The organism is Lysobacter sp., assembly GCF_035655815.1.
Lineage (GTDB): Bacteria > Pseudomonadota > Gammaproteobacteria > Xanthomonadales > Xanthomonadaceae > Lysobacter_J.
Genome location: NZ_DASRTS010000031.1, coordinates 1 through 16,464 on the forward strand (window position 1 = coordinate 1; position 16,464 = coordinate 16,464).

The 16,464-nt window shown below is 69.9% G+C and carries 11 protein-coding genes; 3 read left to right on the top strand and 8 right to left on the bottom strand.

The window, feature by feature from the left end:
• Positions 1–425 (bottom strand): 3'(2'),5'-bisphosphate nucleotidase CysQ (locus tag VFE83_RS08250; RefSeq protein ID WP_324904953.1); only part of this gene is annotated, 425 nt, incomplete at its 3' end.
• Complete coding sequence (gene nudE, locus VFE83_RS08255; RefSeq protein WP_324904955.1) at positions 422–970, bottom strand: ADP compounds hydrolase NudE; 549 nt, start codon at positions 968–970, stop codon at positions 422–424. The genes nudE and VFE83_RS08250, both read right to left, overlap by 4 nt.
• A 68-nt stretch (positions 971–1,038) precedes the next feature.
• Here nudE and bioA point away from each other — a divergent pair, with 68 nt between their 5' ends.
• The 3 genes from bioA to VFE83_RS08270 all read left to right on the top strand — a co-directional run bounded on the left by bioA (position 1,039) and on the right by VFE83_RS08270 (position 4,167).
• Positions 1,039–2,439 carry an adenosylmethionine--8-amino-7-oxononanoate transaminase gene (gene bioA, locus VFE83_RS08260; RefSeq protein WP_414674714.1) on the top strand — a complete coding sequence of 467 codons (1,401 nt, stop codon included), beginning with the start codon at positions 1,039–1,041 and terminating at the stop codon, positions 2,437–2,439.
• The gene (locus tag VFE83_RS08265; RefSeq protein WP_324904959.1) at positions 2,430–3,167 is read left to right on the top strand and encodes a 16S rRNA (uracil(1498)-N(3))-methyltransferase; all 738 of its coding nucleotides are present in this window, start codon (positions 2,430–2,432) and stop codon (positions 3,165–3,167) included. The genes bioA and VFE83_RS08265 overlap by 10 nt, the downstream gene beginning before the upstream one ends.
• Positions 3,168–3,267: 100 nt before the next feature.
• Positions 3,268–4,167, top strand: coding sequence for an acid phosphatase (locus VFE83_RS08270; protein ID WP_414674709.1), 900 nt, complete (start codon positions 3,268–3,270; stop codon positions 4,165–4,167).
• A 13-nt stretch (positions 4,168–4,180) separates the two neighbouring features.
• On the opposite strand, the gene VFE83_RS08275 is transcribed toward VFE83_RS08270, so the two are convergent.
• The 6 genes from VFE83_RS08275 to VFE83_RS08300 form a co-directional block, all read right to left on the bottom strand.
• Positions 4,181–5,257, bottom strand: coding sequence for an acyltransferase family protein (locus VFE83_RS08275; protein WP_324904963.1), 1,077 nt, complete (start codon positions 5,255–5,257; stop codon positions 4,181–4,183).
• Positions 5,254–5,739 carry a chemotaxis protein CheW gene (locus VFE83_RS08280; RefSeq protein WP_324904965.1) on the bottom strand — a complete coding sequence of 162 codons (486 nt, stop codon included), beginning with the start codon at positions 5,737–5,739 and terminating at the stop codon, positions 5,254–5,256. Before VFE83_RS08280 ends, VFE83_RS08275 begins: the two co-directional genes overlap by 4 nt.
• Before the next feature lie 23 nt (positions 5,740–5,762).
• Positions 5,763–7,337 (bottom strand): chemotaxis protein CheB, encoded by a 1,575-nt coding sequence (locus VFE83_RS08285; protein WP_324904967.1) that lies wholly within the window; start codon positions 7,335–7,337, stop codon positions 5,763–5,765.
• Complete coding sequence (locus VFE83_RS08290) at positions 7,330–13,731, bottom strand: Hpt domain-containing protein (RefSeq protein WP_324904969.1); 6,402 nt, start codon at positions 13,729–13,731, stop codon at positions 7,330–7,332. The genes VFE83_RS08285 and VFE83_RS08290 overlap by 8 nt, the downstream gene beginning before the upstream one ends.
• Before the next feature lie 92 nt (positions 13,732–13,823).
• Complete coding sequence (locus VFE83_RS08295; RefSeq protein WP_324904971.1) at positions 13,824–15,845, bottom strand: methyl-accepting chemotaxis protein; 2,022 nt, start codon at positions 15,843–15,845, stop codon at positions 13,824–13,826.
• Positions 15,842–16,450 carry a chemotaxis protein CheW gene (locus VFE83_RS08300; protein WP_324905195.1) on the bottom strand — a complete coding sequence of 203 codons (609 nt, stop codon included), beginning with the start codon at positions 16,448–16,450 and terminating at the stop codon, positions 15,842–15,844. Before VFE83_RS08300 ends, VFE83_RS08295 begins: the two co-directional genes overlap by 4 nt.
• Positions 16,451–16,464 lie beyond the last annotated feature (14 nt).

Sequence of the window (16,464 nt, forward strand, 5' to 3'; positions counted from 1 at the left end):
CCATCGCGGCGAAAGGCACCGGTTCCCGGTGCACCGTGCCACACCGCACCGCTGACCGGTGACTGGATGGCGCCGAACAGCGGCACGCCGTCGTCGACCAGCGCGATGTTCACGGTGAACTCGCCGTTGCGCTTGAGGAACTCGCGCGTGCCGTCGAGCGGGTCGACCAGCCAGAAGCGCGACCAGCCGCGACGCTCGTCCAGCGACACCGCATGCGCGGACTCCTCCGACAGCACCGGGATGTCCGGCGTCACGCGCGCCAGGCCGTCGACGATGCAGCGGTGCGCCGCGAGGTCGGCCGCGGTCAGCGGCGAGTCGTCGTCCTTGTGCTGCACCGCGAAGTCGCTGTCGTAGATGCCGAGGATCGCGGCGGCCGCGTCCCGGGCGATCGCAATCACGTCCTCACGCACGCGTTCGGGTATCAAGCCTGCATCCTCAGCCATTCGCGGGCGATGAACAGGGCCGCGATGCTGCGGCCCTCGGAGAAATCCTCGCGCAGCACGAGTTCGTGCAGCGCATCGAGCCGCCACGGCACCACTTCGAGCGGCTCGGGCTCGTCGCCCGGCAGGCGCTGCGGATACAGATCGCGCGCGATCACGAGTTGCGTCTGGTGGCTCATGTAGGTCGGCGCGAGCGTGAGCGCGCGCAGGTTGAGCAGTTCGCGCGCGGCATAGCCGGCCTCCTCCTGCAGCTCGCGGTTCGCGGCCTGCACCGGCGTCTCGCCCGCGTCGATGCGCCCCTTGACCAACCCGAGCTCGTACCGGTGCAGGCCGGCCGCGTACTCGCGCACGAGCAGCACGGTGTGCTCGTCGAGCAGCGGCACCACCACGACCGCGCCGTGGCCGCGGCCGTGCAGGCGCTGGAACTGGCGGCGCTCGCCGTTGGAGAACTCCAGATCGAGCTGCTCGACCCGGTAGGGCACCGCCTCGTGCTCGATCACGCGGTGGATGATCGGAAGCCGCCGGCTCAAGGGCCTGCTCCACGGCAGCGGCGCGGCGCGATAATGGGGGAATGGACAAGTCGATTCACGATGCGCTGATGCTAGCAGAGCCCGGTGAGACGGCCGCGTCGCACTGGCGGCGGCGCGATCTCGAGGTGCTGTGGCACCCGTGCACGCAGATGCGCGAGCACCCCGACACCCTGCCCCTGCTGCCGGTGGCGCGCGGCGAAGGCGCCTGGCTGATCGGTCACGACGGCCGGCGCTACCTGGATGCGATCAGCAGTTGGTGGACCAACCTGTTCGGCCACGCCGAGCCGCGCATCGCGGCCGCCATCGCGCGCCAGGCCGGCACGCTGGAACACGTGATCCTGGCCGGTTGCTCGCACCAGCCGGCCGTCGAGCTGGCCGAGCGCCTGCTCGCGCTGGCGCCGCGCGAGGCCGGCCGCGAGCCGCTGGCCAAGGTGTTCTACGCCGACAACGGTTCGGCGGGCGTGGAAGTCGCGCTGAAGATGGCGTTCCACTGGTTCCGCAATCGCGGTATCGAAGGCCGCACCAAGTTCATCGCGCTGGACAACGGCTATCACGGCGAGACGCTGGGCGCGCTGGCGGTGGGCGACATCCCGCTGTACCGCCGCGTGTATGCGCCGCTGCTGGCCGAGGCGATGTTCGCGCCCTCGCCTGATGCGTATCTGTGCGAACCAGGCGAAACGCCGGCCGATCGCGCGCGCCGCGCGGCGGACGCCCTGCGCGATCTGCTCGAACGCCACGGCGGCGACGTGTGCGCGCTGATCCTGGAGCCGCGCGTGCAGTGCGCCGGCGGCATGCGCATGCACGATCCGCTGTACCTCCGGCTGGCACGCGAACTGTGCGATGCGCACGGCGTGTTCCTGATCGCCGACGAGATCGCGGTGGGCTTCGGCCGCACCGGGACCTTGTTCGCCTCGGAACAGTCCGGCGTGCAGCCCGACCTGCTGTGCCTGTCGAAGGGACTCACCGGCGGCGCATTGCCGCTGGCCGCCGTGCTGGCGACACAGGGCATTTACGACGGCTTCCTCGATGATTCGCGCGAGAAGGCCTTCCTGCATTCGCACAGCTACACCGGCAATCCGCTGGCCTGCGCAGCCGCGCTGGCCTCGCTGGACATACTCGCCGGCGACGACGTGGTCGCGCGCAACCGCGGCACTGCGCAGCGCATGCATCAGCTGGCACAGCCGCTGTCCGACCACCCGCACGTCGCCGATGTGCGCCAGGCCGGGATGATCGTGGCGTTCGAACTCACCCGCAACGGCAACAAGTCGACGCCGTTCGAGTCCGCCGCGCGCATCGGCCTGCGCGCGTATCGCGCCGCCCTCGAACGCGGTGTGCTGCTGCGCCCGCTGGGCGACGTGCTGTACTGGATGCCGCCGTACTGCGTCGACGAGGACGTATTGCAACTGCTCGCGCGGACCACGCGCGAGGCCATCGACCACGCCATCGCCGAGGCCGCCGCATGCGCCTGACCCGTGTCCACGTCGACCAGCCGCTCAGCGCCGGTACCGAGCTCGTCCTGCCGGAAAGTGCCGCTGCGCACCTGGTCCGGGTGCTGCGGCTGGGCGTGGGCGATGCCTGCGTGTTGTTCAACGGCGATGGCCACGACTATGCCGCGCGCATCGTCGCGGCGGGCAAGCGCGAACTGCGCGTGGCGATCGATTCCGCCACGCGCGTCGAGCGCGAATCGCCCTTGTCGCTGGTGTTGCTGCAGGGCGTCGCGCGCGGCGAGAAGATGGACCTCATCCTGCAGAAGGCTACCGAGCTCGGCGCGAGCGCGTTCCATCCCCTGTGGTCGCAGCGCAGCGAAGTGAAGCTGGACGAAAGCCGCGCGGAAAAGCGCCTAGCGCACTGGCGCAGCGTGGTCGCGTCGGCCTGCGAACAAAGCGGTCGCGCCGTGGTGCCCGAAGTCGCCGCCCCGCTGTCGCTTGCGGCCGTGCTTGGCGCGCTGCCTGCCGGCGGTACGCGCCTCATCCTCGATCCCGAGGGGGAATTCGCGTTCGGCACGCTGCAACTCGAAGCACAGCAGTCGGCTTACCTGGCCATCGGCCCGGAGGGCGGCTGGTCTCCGCAGGATCGCGAGCAGTTGCGTGCATCCGGCTTCCGCGGCCTGCGACTGGGGCCGCGCATACTGCGCACCGAGACCGCTGGCCTGGCCGCCATCGCCGCGCTCCAGGCACGCTTTGGCGACTTCGCCTGACACTCCTGCGTCACGTCGCCTTCACCGCAGCGCCGGCCAGATGACCCGCGCGGCGCATCGCGCCGGTCGTTGCACGGGTCGACCAAGGGAAGGTGTCGGGATGAAGACGAGGCTTGCGGTGCGCGAATGCGCACTCGGGACTGCGCTGCTGTTGGTGCTCGCCGGTTGCGCGAGTACGCCGCGGTCCGATGATGCGAATGCCGCACCCGCTGCTGGCGTCCCAACCGCCGAGCCCGCACGTCCCATGGCACCTGCACCGGTGCCGGAGATCAGCCCGGGCGTGGTCGCGGGCTATCTGGGGCGCGGCGTCCCCGACAGCCTGAAGCTGCTGCCGTCTCCGCCGGCGGCTGACTCGGCCGCTTTCAGGCAGGACCAGGCCATCAGCCGCGCCGCGCAAAAACTACGCGGCACCCCGCGATACACGCTCGCCACGTCGGATGCCGACCTGTCGTTCCCGCACGCACCGAGCGCGTTCGCCTGCGCGCTGGGCGTGCCGATCACGCAGCAGCAGTCGCCCTTCCTCTACCAGCTGATGCACCGCACGATGACCGACGCCGGGCTGGCGACCTACGGCGCGAAGGATCATTACAAGCGCGTCCGTCCATTCGTGCACTACAAGGAAACGACCTGTGCGCCGAAGGACGAGGCCGCGCTGCGCGGCGACGGCTCGTATCCGTCCGGGCACACCTCGATCGGCTGGACCTGGGCACTCGTGCTCACCACTCTGGCGCCCGATCGCGCGGATGCGCTGCTCGCGCGCGGACGCAGCTTTAGCGAGAGTCGCCTGGTCTGCAACGCGCACTGGCAGAGCGACATCCTGGAAGGCAAGGTCGTCGCCGCCGGCACCGTAGCCAAACTGCACGCGAATGCCGAATTCAAGTCCGACCTGGCCGCCGCGACCAAGGAAGTCCAGCGACTGCGAACCGCAGGCGCTTCGCCCGGCGTGGACTGCGCGGCCGAAGCGGCGGCGCTGGCGACGCAGATTCCCGGCGTGCTGTAGCGACGCCGCCGGCTCAGACCTTGAAGTAGATGCGGCGTGCGTCGAGCACACGCACCACGATCCACCACACCGCCACGAAACACAGCGCGTAGGCGAGCGATGGTACGTACGGGCCGAACCGCGGCGTCATCCACGCCGCGAAACCGTGCTCGTACAGCGGCTGCAGCCAGCCCGCCGCGACCAGCGCGTACAGCATGAAGGCCGAGCCAGCGTATGCCGCAATCGCGTTGACCCCGAAGGCGCGACCCAGTGCCGGCCAGCGACGTCCGTCGATCAGCACATGGAACAGCGCCAGCACCCAGCACGCGATGCCGCCGGTCCACAGCACGTACGACGGCGTCCACAGGTTCTTGTTGAACGGCTGCCACGTAGCCCAGGCCAGGCCGAACGCCATGAGGACAATTCCCGCGATCCACTGCGCGCGCCGGTTGCCACGGCGCAGCCAGTCGCCGGCCCGGACGCCGAGCAGCGTCGTCGCCAGTGCGCCGAGCGTACTGAGCAGCCCTTCCGGATCGTGCCCGCGGCCCGTGGCCGGGTCGATCTGGTAGACGTGCACGCCGAGCACAGCGTGATCGAAACGGCTGGCAAGGTTGACGAACGGCTCGTAACTGCCGCCCGACGCAAGCAAGGCGCCGTAGCCGAGCAGCAGGGTCGCCAGTGCGATCCATTGCGTTCGGCCACGCGTGTGCAGTGCCAGCATGCCGACGATGGCGAAACACAGGCCGATGCGCTGCAGCACGCCCATCACGCGGTAGTGCGGCAGGTCGAAGGCCCACCAGGCGCACAGATGCAGCACCAGACCCAGACCGACGATGCGCGCGGCGCGCCCCAGCACCGTCCGGCCAAGCAGTCCTGTCGAATCGCCACGCTCCACGCGCGGCAGCAACGCCAGCGCGATCGACACGCCGACGATGAACAGGAACATCGGGAAGATCAGGTCGGTCGGCGTGCAACCGTGCCAGGCAGCATGCTCCAGCGGCGCATAGACATGGCCCCAGTCGCCCGGGTTGTTGACCAGCAGCATCGCGGCGACGGTGACGCCGCGCAGGGCGTCGACGGAGGCGTAACGCGGCGCCGCCGCTGCGCTCAAGCGATCTGCGCCATCGCAGCGCCGATCTGATCCTCGATCGCGCCCAGGTCGGGCAGGAACGCCGCGTCCTCATTGAGCAGCACGCGCGCCTGCACGCCGTTGGGCAGCGGGTTGTTGTCTTCCACCACCATCAGCGTGTCGCGCGACACGGTCACCAGGCGCGGGAAGCCCTGGGTCAGCAGCGCGAAGTACGGCGCGCGCGGATTGCCGCCCAGCGCACGCAGCACGACCACCTTGCTGCCCAGGCCGCCACGCTCCTTGGCCAGCCCGGCCAGGCGCGCGAAGGCGACCAGCGGCAACTGCCAGCCGCGCCAGCGGATGCGGCCCAGCAGCCAGTCCGGCGCATCCGGAACCGCGTCGGGTTCCGCATACGACAGCACCTCGGCGATGGTCGCGTTGGGCAGCAGCAGGCGTCCGCCGGCGACCTGGATCAGCACGCCCCGGATATCGTTTTCGACGGGAGCAGCGGCTTGGTTCGACATCGTGTGGTTCCTCGTCGGCTCGCTCAGCGCCAGCGCGCGGCCAGGCGCGCGGCCAGTTCGGCCGGCTGGCCCGATTCGCCGCCGCGCGCGATCAGCGCAGTGGCGGCCGCAGCATCGTAGCAACCGTCCGGCGCCTGGCCCGCGACCAGCGCACCGGCCCAGGAGTGGTTCATGGCCGCGTCCACGCGGGCCGGGTCGCTGCCGCTGAGCAGCAGCACGGCCGAATCGGCGGACGGCAAGGCAGTCAGCACGTCGCTGCCGTCGTCGGCGAAGCGGATGCCGGAGTCGGTGACCGTGGCGCCGATGTCCGCCGGCAGGATGTAGATCGTGCCCGGCATGGCGATCAGGCCGGGCTCGGCCAGACGCACCTGCAGCGGCGTGGCGCGCTGCATCTGCGCGACCAGCCGGTCGTAGCGACCGCCGTCGAGCCGCTGCTGCACCAGCACCGGCCGTGGGAAACCTTCCGGCAGCCCGCCCAGCAACTGGCGCACCGCGTCCGGGCCGCCGATGCCGGCCAGCACCAGCACTGCGCCGTCGACGCGAGCCGCGGGACGATCCTCGACCAGCTCCAGCGACGAAATCCGGCGCTCCAGGTCGCCCAGATCGCGCTGGAAACGGTGATCCTGCTTGCTCTGCCTCGCAGCCGGCGCCTCGTCGGCGAACGACCAGTCGGGCGCCGCCGGTGTCGCGGCCTTCGGCGCGTCGATGGCGGGTTCAACCTGCAACTCCGGGGCCAGTTCGATCGGAGCCAGGCTGCCCTGCCGGGACGCCTCAAACACCAGCACCGGCTCAGGTGTGGCCTCGACCAGCGTGACCGGTGCGGGCGCGTCGGCCAGCTCGTAGTCGAAGCTGGATTCGAACGGCTCGATCACCAGATCGCCCGCATCCGCGGAGACGACCGGTTCCTCGGTCACCAGCGGCAAGTCGAGGTCCGCGAAGGTCGCTTCGATCTCGATCGGCGTGTCCATCCCGAAGTCGGCTTCGGCGGCTACGGGATCGAAGGCGTTGAATGCGGGCGCGACGATCGGCGGCGGAGCGGCTTCGCGCTCGACCGGGGGCGGCACTGCCGCTTCGGGTTCGCGCTCCAACGTCGGAGCGGACGTCGCGTGCACTTCCACCTCAGCAAGCTGGACGGCCGGCATTTCGACCGGCGCCGATGCCACGCTCCAGCTGGCATCGTTACTCGCGTCATGGCTGGCGACAGGCGTGCCCTTCGGATCCGGAACTTCCGCGTCCTCCGGCTCATGGCCCGGCGGCAGCACGTCGCCGTGCCCGTGCAGCTTCGCGGCCAGATGGCGGACCCAGCGCGCCAGGTCCCAACCTTCGCGCGTGGCCGCCAGCGCGGCCTCTTCGTAGATCACTTCGACCGACGGATCGGCCAGGACCGGATCGAAACGTTCGATCAGGTCCTCGGTCACCGGATCCAGCGCCACCACGATCACCTGCGGCGACACCTCGCCCAACCGGGCCGGGTCGAGCGTGGTCGGATCGGCTTCCAGCACCAGGTTCGCGCCAGCATCGGCCAGCGCGGAGCGCAGTCGTTCACAGGCCGCGCCCGGTCGCGCCAGCAATACCGCGCGACGCGAGGTCTCACTCATCTCGCATCGCCCCTGCCTGGATGCCCAGCAGCTCGTACACGTTGCGGATCAGCTCGGGTTCCTGGTACGGCTTGCCGAGGTAACGCTCCACGCCGATCTCGAACGCGCGCTGGCGATGCTTGTCGCCGGTACGCGAAGTGATCATCACGATCGGCACGCCACGCAGTCGCGCGTCGCCCTTCATCGCGGTGGCCAGCTCGTAGCCGTCCATGCGCGGCATCTCGATGTCGAGCAGCATCAGGTCGGGAACGCGCTCGACCATACGCTCGAGTGCGTCGATGCCGTCCTTCGCGGTCATGACCTCGAAGTTGTGGCGCTCCAGCACGCGGCCGGTGACCTTGCGCATGGTGACCGAGTCGTCGACCACCATCACCAGCGGCACGCGGCGCGTTTCGACCGGCGCAGCCGGAACTTCGACGTGATCGCGCGGCAGCAGCGACTGGCGGCGCACCAGCGGCGCGACGTCCAGGATCACCACGACGCGGCCGTCACCCATGATGGTCGCGCCGAAGATGCCCGGCACCGACGCCACCTGCGGACCGACCGGCTTCACCACGATTTCGCGGTTGCCGACCACCTGGTCCACGCACACCGCGGCGCGCAGGTCGCCGGAACGGATCAGCAGCAGCGGCATCTGCAGATGGCCTTCGGCCTTCGCGGTGCCGTGGCCGACCAGCGTGCCGAGGTCGTGCACCGCGTAGTCCTCGCCGCCGTAGCGGTAGGTCGCATCCGCCATGTCCAGGCGGTCGCGGGCGATGCGGCCGACGCCGCGTACCGAGGCGATCGGCACGGCGAAGGTGGTCTCGCCGATGCGCACGAACACCGCCTGCGTGACCGCCAGCGTCTGCGGCAGGCGCAGGGTGAAGGTGACGCCCTTGCCCGGAATGGAGCGGATGTCCAGCGTGCCGCCGAGCTGGCGCACTTCGCTGGCGACCACGTCCATGCCCACGCCGCGGCCCGCCAGGCGGCTGACCGACTCGGCGGTGGAGAAGCCCGGCTCCAGGATCAACGCGTCGATGGCGGCATCGGACAGCGTGGCGCCGTCCGGCACCAGGCCACGCTCGACGCCACGGCGCAGGATCGCCTCGCGGTTGAGGCCGGCGCCGTCGTCGCCGACTTCCAGCACCACTTCCGAACCTTCGCGGCGCACCGCGATGCGGATGGTGCCTTCTTCCGGCTTGCCGGCCTGCTTGCGCTTGTCCGGCGATTCCAGACCGTGCGCGACGGCATTGCGGAGCATGTGCTCCAGCGGCGCGGTCATGCGCTCCAGCACGTTGCGGTCGAGTTCGCCCTGGGTGCCGTCGAGCTTGAGGCCGACGTGCTTGCCCAGCTCGCCCGACGCCTGGCGCACCACGCGGCGCAGGCGCGGCAGCAGGCCATCGAACGGCACCATGCGCGTGCGCATGAGGCCTTCCTGCAGCTCCGAGCTCACGCGCGACTGCTGCAGCAGCAGCGTTTCGTACTGGCGGGTCAGGTCGTCCAGCGTGTTCTGCAGGCTGGTCTGGTCGGCCGCGGACTCCGAGAGCGCACGCGACAGCTGCTGCAGCGTGGAGAAGCGGTCGAGTTCCAGCGGATCGAATGCCTGCTCGCCGTCGTCGCCCTCGCGCTGGTAGCGCGCGACGATCTGCGCCTCGGTCTCGATTTCCAGGCGGCGCAGCTGGTCGCGCATACGCGTGTTGGTCGCCGCCATTTCGGCGATGGCGCCGCGGAACGCACCCAGCTGCTGCTCCAGGCGGGCGCGGTAGATCGCGACCTCACCGGCGTAGTTGACGAGGCGGTCGAGCAGATCGGCGCGGATGCGCACCTGTTCCTGCGGCGCGCGAACGCTGATGTCGTCCTCGTCGCCGGCCGGCTGGTCGCTGATCGGCGCGGAGAGCGGCTTGAGCTCGACCGGTTGCGACGGTGCCGCCGGCTCGACGGACGCCGGCTGCGCCACCTGCGCAACCGTGGGCGCTGCCGCCAGCAGATCCGTCAGGGTGGTTTCGCCGCGTGCGCGTGCGTCGAACTCGGCGATCAGGGCATCCGGCATCGCGATCGCGCGGCGCTCGCCGACGCGGGTGACCATCGCGTGCAGGCGGTCGAAGCCACGCTCCAGCAGCGGCACGCCATCGCGGCCGAGTTCGAAGCGCTGTTCCACCACTGCTTCGAGCAGCGACTCCATGGCGTGGCCGAGTTCGCCCACGGCCATGATGCCGGCCATGCGCGCGCCACCCTTGATGGTGTGCAGGTCGCGCTGCAGGCCGACCAGCGTCTCGCGCTCCGTCGGCGCCTCGCGCAGTTGCGCGAGCAGGCCGTCGGAATGATCGAGCAGGTCGCTGGCTTCCTCGACGAAGATGTCGACGAGTTCAGGATCGAGTTCGCTCAGGTCGAGCTCTTCGTCCGGGTCGTCCGCCGTGGCCAGCGCGTGCGCGATGAGCGCGGCCACGGCCGGCTCCTGCACTTCCGGCGCGGGCGCCGGGGTGCTCGCGACCGGTTCGGCGGGCAGTTCGTCGACCTCAGGCAGTTCGTCGACTTCGGGCAGTTCCTCGACCGACGGCAGCTCGTGGCCGGCGGACAGGTCCGCGACGGCCGGATGGCCGACCGACGTGGCTTCCAGCGCCTGCTGCTCGAGGGCGACACGATCGGCTTCGGCGTATTCCGCTTCGAGGCGCGCGTATTCCGCGTCTTCCTCTGCCAGACGCGCGGCTTCCAGACGTTCGGCTTCGCGGCGCTCGGCGGCGATGCGCTCGGCTTCGAGCAACTGCGCTTCCAGACGCTGCTGCGCGCGATGCGCCTCGATGCGCTCGGCCGCGGCGCGCTCGGCGGCGATACGTTCTGCTTCGACGCGGGCGGCTTCGGTCTGCTCGGCTGCGATGCGCTCGGCCTCGGCCTGCTCTGCCGCCATGCGGGCCGCTTCGGCCTGTTCGGCTGCTGCGCGCTCGGCTGCGCCCTGTTCGGCGGCCAGCCGTTCGGCTTGCGCCTGCTCCGCGGCAAGACGCTCGGCCTCGGCGCGCTCGGCTTCAGCGCGCTCCGCTTCGAGCCGCTCCGCCTCGCGACGCTGCGCTTCCAGACGCTCGGCTTCGAGACGTTCGGCTTCCAGGAGTTCCGCTTCGCGGCGCTCGGCCTCAAGGCGTGCTTCCTCCTCGCGACGGATCAGCGCCAGGCGCTCGGCCTCGCGCTGCTGTTCTTCAAGGGCGAAGCGCTCGGCTTCCAGGCGCTCGACTTCGACGCGCTCGGCGTTGGCACGCTCGATCGCTTCACGCTCGGCCTCGATGCGGCGCGCCTCGGCCAGTTCGGCTTCCACACGCGCGGCATGCGCCGGATCGGCCAGGTAACCCGGACCCACTTCGGCGGCCAGATCGGTGAACTCGCTCAGGTCGAGCGCGGTCAACCGGACCGGGGCCTCGTGCATGTCGAGGTCGGACGGCATCTGCTGGCGCACGTCCGGCAGGCTGTCGCGCAGCGCACGCATGCGCTCGGCCAGGCCTTCGAACGCGGGAATACGCGGTGCAGGCGTCTTCAGCGTGGCCAGCGTGCGGCGGATCGCATCGGCGACGTCCGACATCGCGGTGACGCCTTCGGCGCTGGCCGGCTGGCCGCTCGCGAGCAGGCGCTTGACGTAGATCTCGGTGGGACCGGTGATGTCGGTGATCACCGGCACCTCGGTCATGGCGAACGCACCGTTGAGCGTGTGGAACGCACGCTGCAGGCCGTCGTCCACCAGGCGCGGCTGCGCCTGCGCGGCGGCGAGCCACTGTTCGATGGTAGCCAGATGGCCGGAGACCTCGGCGTCGAGGATTTCCAGCAGCACCGAATCGACGGACGCGGGAATGCCCGGCTCGTCCTCGATCGCTATGGCCGGCGTCGGTACGTCGTCGAAGGTGATCTCTTCGACTTCCATGGTCCCGCCGTCCAGCCCGTCCAGGCTGACCGCCTCGAGGGTGATGTCCTCGATGAAGTGTTCGGTGGCGCGAGGCGCTTCGGGCTCGGCCGGCGTTTCGACCGGAGCGGCGACTTGGGCGACCTTCGGCGCACTCGGCACGTACGCCGTTTCGTCGCCTTCGGCGAGGCGGTCGGCATGTGCTTCCATCGCCGGCAAGTCGGCGGTGATCGCACCTTCGTTGCGCAGCGCGGCATGCAGCTGCGGCAGCGCGGCGTAAGCGTGGCCGACCAGGCCGATCACGGCCGGGCTGGCGGGGCGGGTGCCGTCGAGCACGCGGTTGAGCAGGTTCTCGATCTTCCAGCTGAACTCGCCCAGGGTCTTGGCGCCGACCAGGCGGCCACTGCCCTTGAGCGTGTGGAAGACGCGACGGATCGGGCGCAGGCGTTCGCTGTCCTCAGGCGCCTCGTGCCAGACCGGCAGCAGGTCGCCGAGATGGCGGATCTCTTCGTCGAGTTCCTCGAGGAAGACCTCGCGGATTTCGTCGTCGATGTCGTCGCTGTGCTCGAAGCCACCGGCCGCGATCTGCTGCGGCGTGGTTGCGACGGGTGCCGGCGCAGGGGCCGGCGGTGGTACCGGCGCGGCCGGGGCCTGCGGCACGGCAGCGGTCGGCGGGACCGGGGTCGTCTGCGCGGGCGCAGCCGGCCTGGGCGCTTGGACGTCGAACGCACCCTTGGTTGCGCCTTCCAGCGTGATCTCGTCGGACAATTCGAAGTCCGGCACCCTGGCCAGGTCCTCGCGGCTGATCGGCGAGGTCGGCGCCATGGTGGCAGCGATGTCGAATTCCGGCAGCGGCCAGTAGCGCAGGGTTTCCAGGCTCTGACGCGTGATGTCCAGGATGTTGTTGCGGTTCGGACGCTGCTCGCGCAGCGCCTCGAGGTAGTACTCCAGGCTCGCGAGCGCATCGGCCAGCGTGTCGAGCTGCTGGCCGTTGGGCACGCGCTTGCGGCCGATCAGCTCTACCTCGGTGTAGCGCTTCACGCCGGTCAGGTAATCGGCCGGCTGCGGCAGTTCGAGCATGCGCAGCGCGCCGGCCACTTCGTCCAGCACGCGCGGGACTTCTGCCAGTTCGGCGTGATCCCAGTTGGTCTCGACGAACGCGACGAAGGCCTGGCGCGCATCGCCGAAGTTGGCGATGGCTTCGCGCACCAGCACGTCCAGCACCTTGCGCGCCTCGCCGGCGAGCAGGTCGTCTTCGGCGCGGTCGTCTGGCAGGCCCAGGCGCGAGACCTGGTCGTCCAGCGAGGCGTCGACATACAACAGGGCGCCGGCGACATCGAGCAACGCGCCCTCGTCGGCCGGGCGCTTGCCCGAAACGATCTCGTGCATCGCGTCGCGCTGCTGCAGCACGACGGTACGCGCCACGCCCAGGCCCATCATGCCCAGCGTGTCGCTGACGCGACCCAGCGCCTCGACCTGCGGCTTGAGTTCGGCGACGTCGGTCTGGCCCGTGCGCAGATGCAGGTCCAGCGCGTCCTTCACGCGCAGCAGGTCTTCCTTGATCGCCGCGGCGACGGTGTCCAGCAGCGCGCGGTTGCGGCCCGACAGCGAGCCGCGGGCGTGTTCGAGCTCGGACTCGCTGGGCAGGTGCGCGGCGAGTTCGAAGGTATGGCGCAGGTCGTCCAGCGCCGGATGGCGGCCGTCGCTGTGGGCGACGTGGTACAGCAGCTGGCGGGTGGGTTCGGCCGCGGGTTCGCTGCGATGCGCACCGAAGCCGTCATCGGACAGCATGGTCCGCGCTTCGCGTTCGACGCCACCGAAGGCCTGGCGCAGCGCGCGCGTCGGCGGCAGCGCGCCATCGCGCAGCGCACCGGCGACCGACGAGGCCACCCACAGCATGCGACGCACCGGCTCCAGCACGACCTCGCCGAGCAGTCCGTCGACCGCGCTGGCGAGCTTGTCCGGCTGTCCCGGAATGCCGTCTTCCGGCCAGTTGGCCAGTGCATCGCGCAGGGCTACCAGGTGCGGCGACGTGGCGCCGCGCGCCGGCGCGGCGACCGGCACCGCGCTGCGCACGTTGGCCGGCAGCGGCCGGTCCAGGTCCGGAGCAAACAGCACGCTCTCGTTGAGACCGGCTTCGCCACGGGTCGCGCGCAACTCGTTGAGCAGCGGCAGCAGCACGATCGGGATGTCGCGATGGCCGCCCTGCAGGCGTTCCAGGTAGTCAGGCAGCAGCACCACGCCGCGCATCAGCGCCGCACAGGCTTCGTCGCGGTCGGCGACCTTGCCCTGCTGCAGCGCGAGCGCTAGGCGCTCCATCTCCTCGGCGACCATGGCCGGCGCGTACAGCTCGACCATGCGCAGCGTGCCGTGCACCTGGTGCAGCTGGTCGGCGCAGCGGCGCATGAAGCTGGCATCGGCTGGATTCTCGGCGTACGCCTCGATCTCCTGCTGGGCCAGGCGCAGGGTTTCGTCCAGCTCCGGCTTGATCCAGCCGAGCGTGGTCGTGTCGATCGCCTCGCGCATCACGGTCATCGTCCACCTCGCAAGTGGGCGCCCTGCATGAGAGCCGGGCGGCCTCGCCTACGGTGGCCGTTGTAGAACCTGTTCATGGACCTTGTCCCTGGTCAGGCCGGCAGCTTGAAGTCGGCGACCGAACGGCGGAGGTCGGCGGCCAGTTGCGCCAGGTTTCCAATCGAAGCCGCCGTCTGGTTCGCGCCCTGCGAGGTCTGCGCGGTAATCGACTGGATCGTGTTCATCGTCGCGGTGATGTTGGATGCCGCGCTGGACTGCTGCTGCGCCGCGCTGGAGATGCCCTGAATGAGGTTGGACAAGTCCGACGACACCTTTTCGATCTCGCCCAGCGCGGTACCCGCGTCCTCGGCCAGTCGCGCACCGGCGACCACTTCCGAAGTCGTCTGCTCCATCGAGGACACCGCTTCGTTGGTGTCGGACTGAATCGTCTGCACCAGCGTTTCGATTCGCTTGGTTGCGTTGGAAGCGCGTTCTGCCAGTCGCTGCACTTCGTCGGCCACGACCGCGAAGCCGCGACCCGCTTCGCCCGCGGAGGCCGCCTGGATGGCCGCGTTCAGCGCGAGGATGTTGGTCTGTTCGGAGATGTCGTTGATCAGTTCCACGATCGAGCCGATTTCCTGCGACGACTCGCCCAGTCGCTTGATTCGCTTCGAGGTTTCCTGGATCTGGTCGCGGATGCTGTCCATGCCGGCGATCGTCTGGCGCACCACGCCCGCGCCCTTGGTCGCGATCTGCACCGAGCGTTGCGCCACGTCCGCCGATTCGGCCGAGTTGCGCGACACCTGGTTGATCGACGCCGCGATTTCGCTGATACGGCTGGAGGCGGAGTTGATTTCCTGAGCCTGGTGCTCGGCGGCCTCGGCCAGGTGCATCGCGGTGGCCTGCGTTTCCTGCGCGCTGGCGGCGACCTGCACCGAAGTGTCGGTGATCGTCTGCACCAGGCTGCGCAGCTGTTCGACGGCGAAGTTGATCGAGTCCGCGATTGCGCCGGTCATGTCCTCGGTCACGGTCGCCTTCACGGTCAGGTCGCCTTCTGCGAGCGAACCCATTTCGTCCAGCAGGCGCATGATCGCCTCCTGGTTGCGGTCGTTGAGTTCCTTGGTGGTCAGGTAGCGCTTCTTCTGCTGGCTGTTCAGCGAGACCACCAGGGCGATGATCGCGGCCAGCGCGGCGATACCGGAGATGATCGAGATCCACAGGTTGCCGGCGATGCTGGTGTCCTTCAGCGAACCGAAGGCGGTGAAGGCGCGGAACAGGTTCTGGCTGTCGGCCAGCAGCTTGTTGGAGCCGCCGGTGATCGACTCGGCCGCGGCCTGCGCGGCGAACAGGTTCTGCGAGGAGGACAGGATCGCGTCCAGGTCCTTCTTCATCTCCAGCCACAGCGTCTCGGCCTGGGTCAGCGCGGCCAGCGCGTTGCTGTTGCCCAGCGGGGTCACGCCGAACGCGGCGTCGCCCTTGCGCAGGCCGGTCAGCACGTTGCCGAACACCGTCGCGTCGCGCGCCAGCGCCTCGCCTGCGAGCGCGGCGCCGCTGCCGCCTGCGCGGATTTCGGTGATACGGCGGGACATGGTTCCCGACAGCACGACCTGGCGCAGGGCAATGTAGACCTGCGAGGACGGCGAGCCGGAGGCCGACATCGCGCGGACCAGCTCGTCCAAGCGAGCCTGCAGCTGCGGCACGCGGCTGGTGAAGCTGTCGGCGTTGCCGGCCAGGGCCAGCACCGCCTTCTCGGACGAGATCACCTGGTCGGCGCTCTTGCCCAGCGGGCCCCAGCTGTCGGTCACGGTCTTGATGGGACCGGAGACGCCGGCGGTGGTGCCGAAGTTGGCGTTGAGCTGCTGGACGTCCTCGACGATCTGCGCGCGCGTTTCCTTGAACGCGGCGAACGCGGCGGCATCACCGCCCACCGCTTCCTGGCCCTGCACGGCCAGCTTCTGCGAGTTCACCTGCAGGTCCGAGGCCGCGGAGCTCGCGCCACCCAGGCGCGCCGCCTTCCACGTCGCGTAACCGGTGTTGAGGCCGAACACCAGCACCGATACGCCCAGCACGACCAGCCAGGTGTTCACGCCCAGACTGCGGCCCTTGCCGGCAGCGCTATCCATCACAGTGCTCATGGTTCGACCTCGGAAGTATTGCTGCTGATGCGATGCGGCATGTCAGAAGCCGCCTGGCGGAATTCGGGCGTGCGGGCCAACCGATCCAGGTTGAAGATGCCCCACGTGTGCGGTTCGACGCGGTATGCGCGTTCGACGAAATTGGCGTAGCGCCCGGTGGTTAGCGCGGCGATGGCGGAGTCGTCCGGCGAAGCCGCGGGATCCAGTTCGATGCGCTGCTGTTCCTGGAAGCTGCGCTGTCCGTACAGTTCGTCGATCAGCACCGCCACGTCGCCGCCCGGCTGGCGCACCAGGAGGATGCGCTGGCTTTCGTGCACGACGGTGCGCTCGCCTTCGAGGAACTGCTTGAGATCGACGATTGGCAGCAGGTTGCCGCGCACGTTGGCCAGGCCCAGCAGCCAGGGCTGCGCGCCCGGCACCGGCGTGACCTGCGGCAACGGCAGGATTTCCAGCACCTCGCCGAACCCCGACGCCAGCCGGCGGGCGCCGATGCGGTAACCCACGCCGCGCCACAGGCCGGGCGCGTCGAGCTGTTCGGGCAGGCCGACCACGTGCGCCAAGCTGCGGCGCTCGTAGTCCACCAGAACGTCGAACGGGGACTGCAGCATCGGCACGGCCG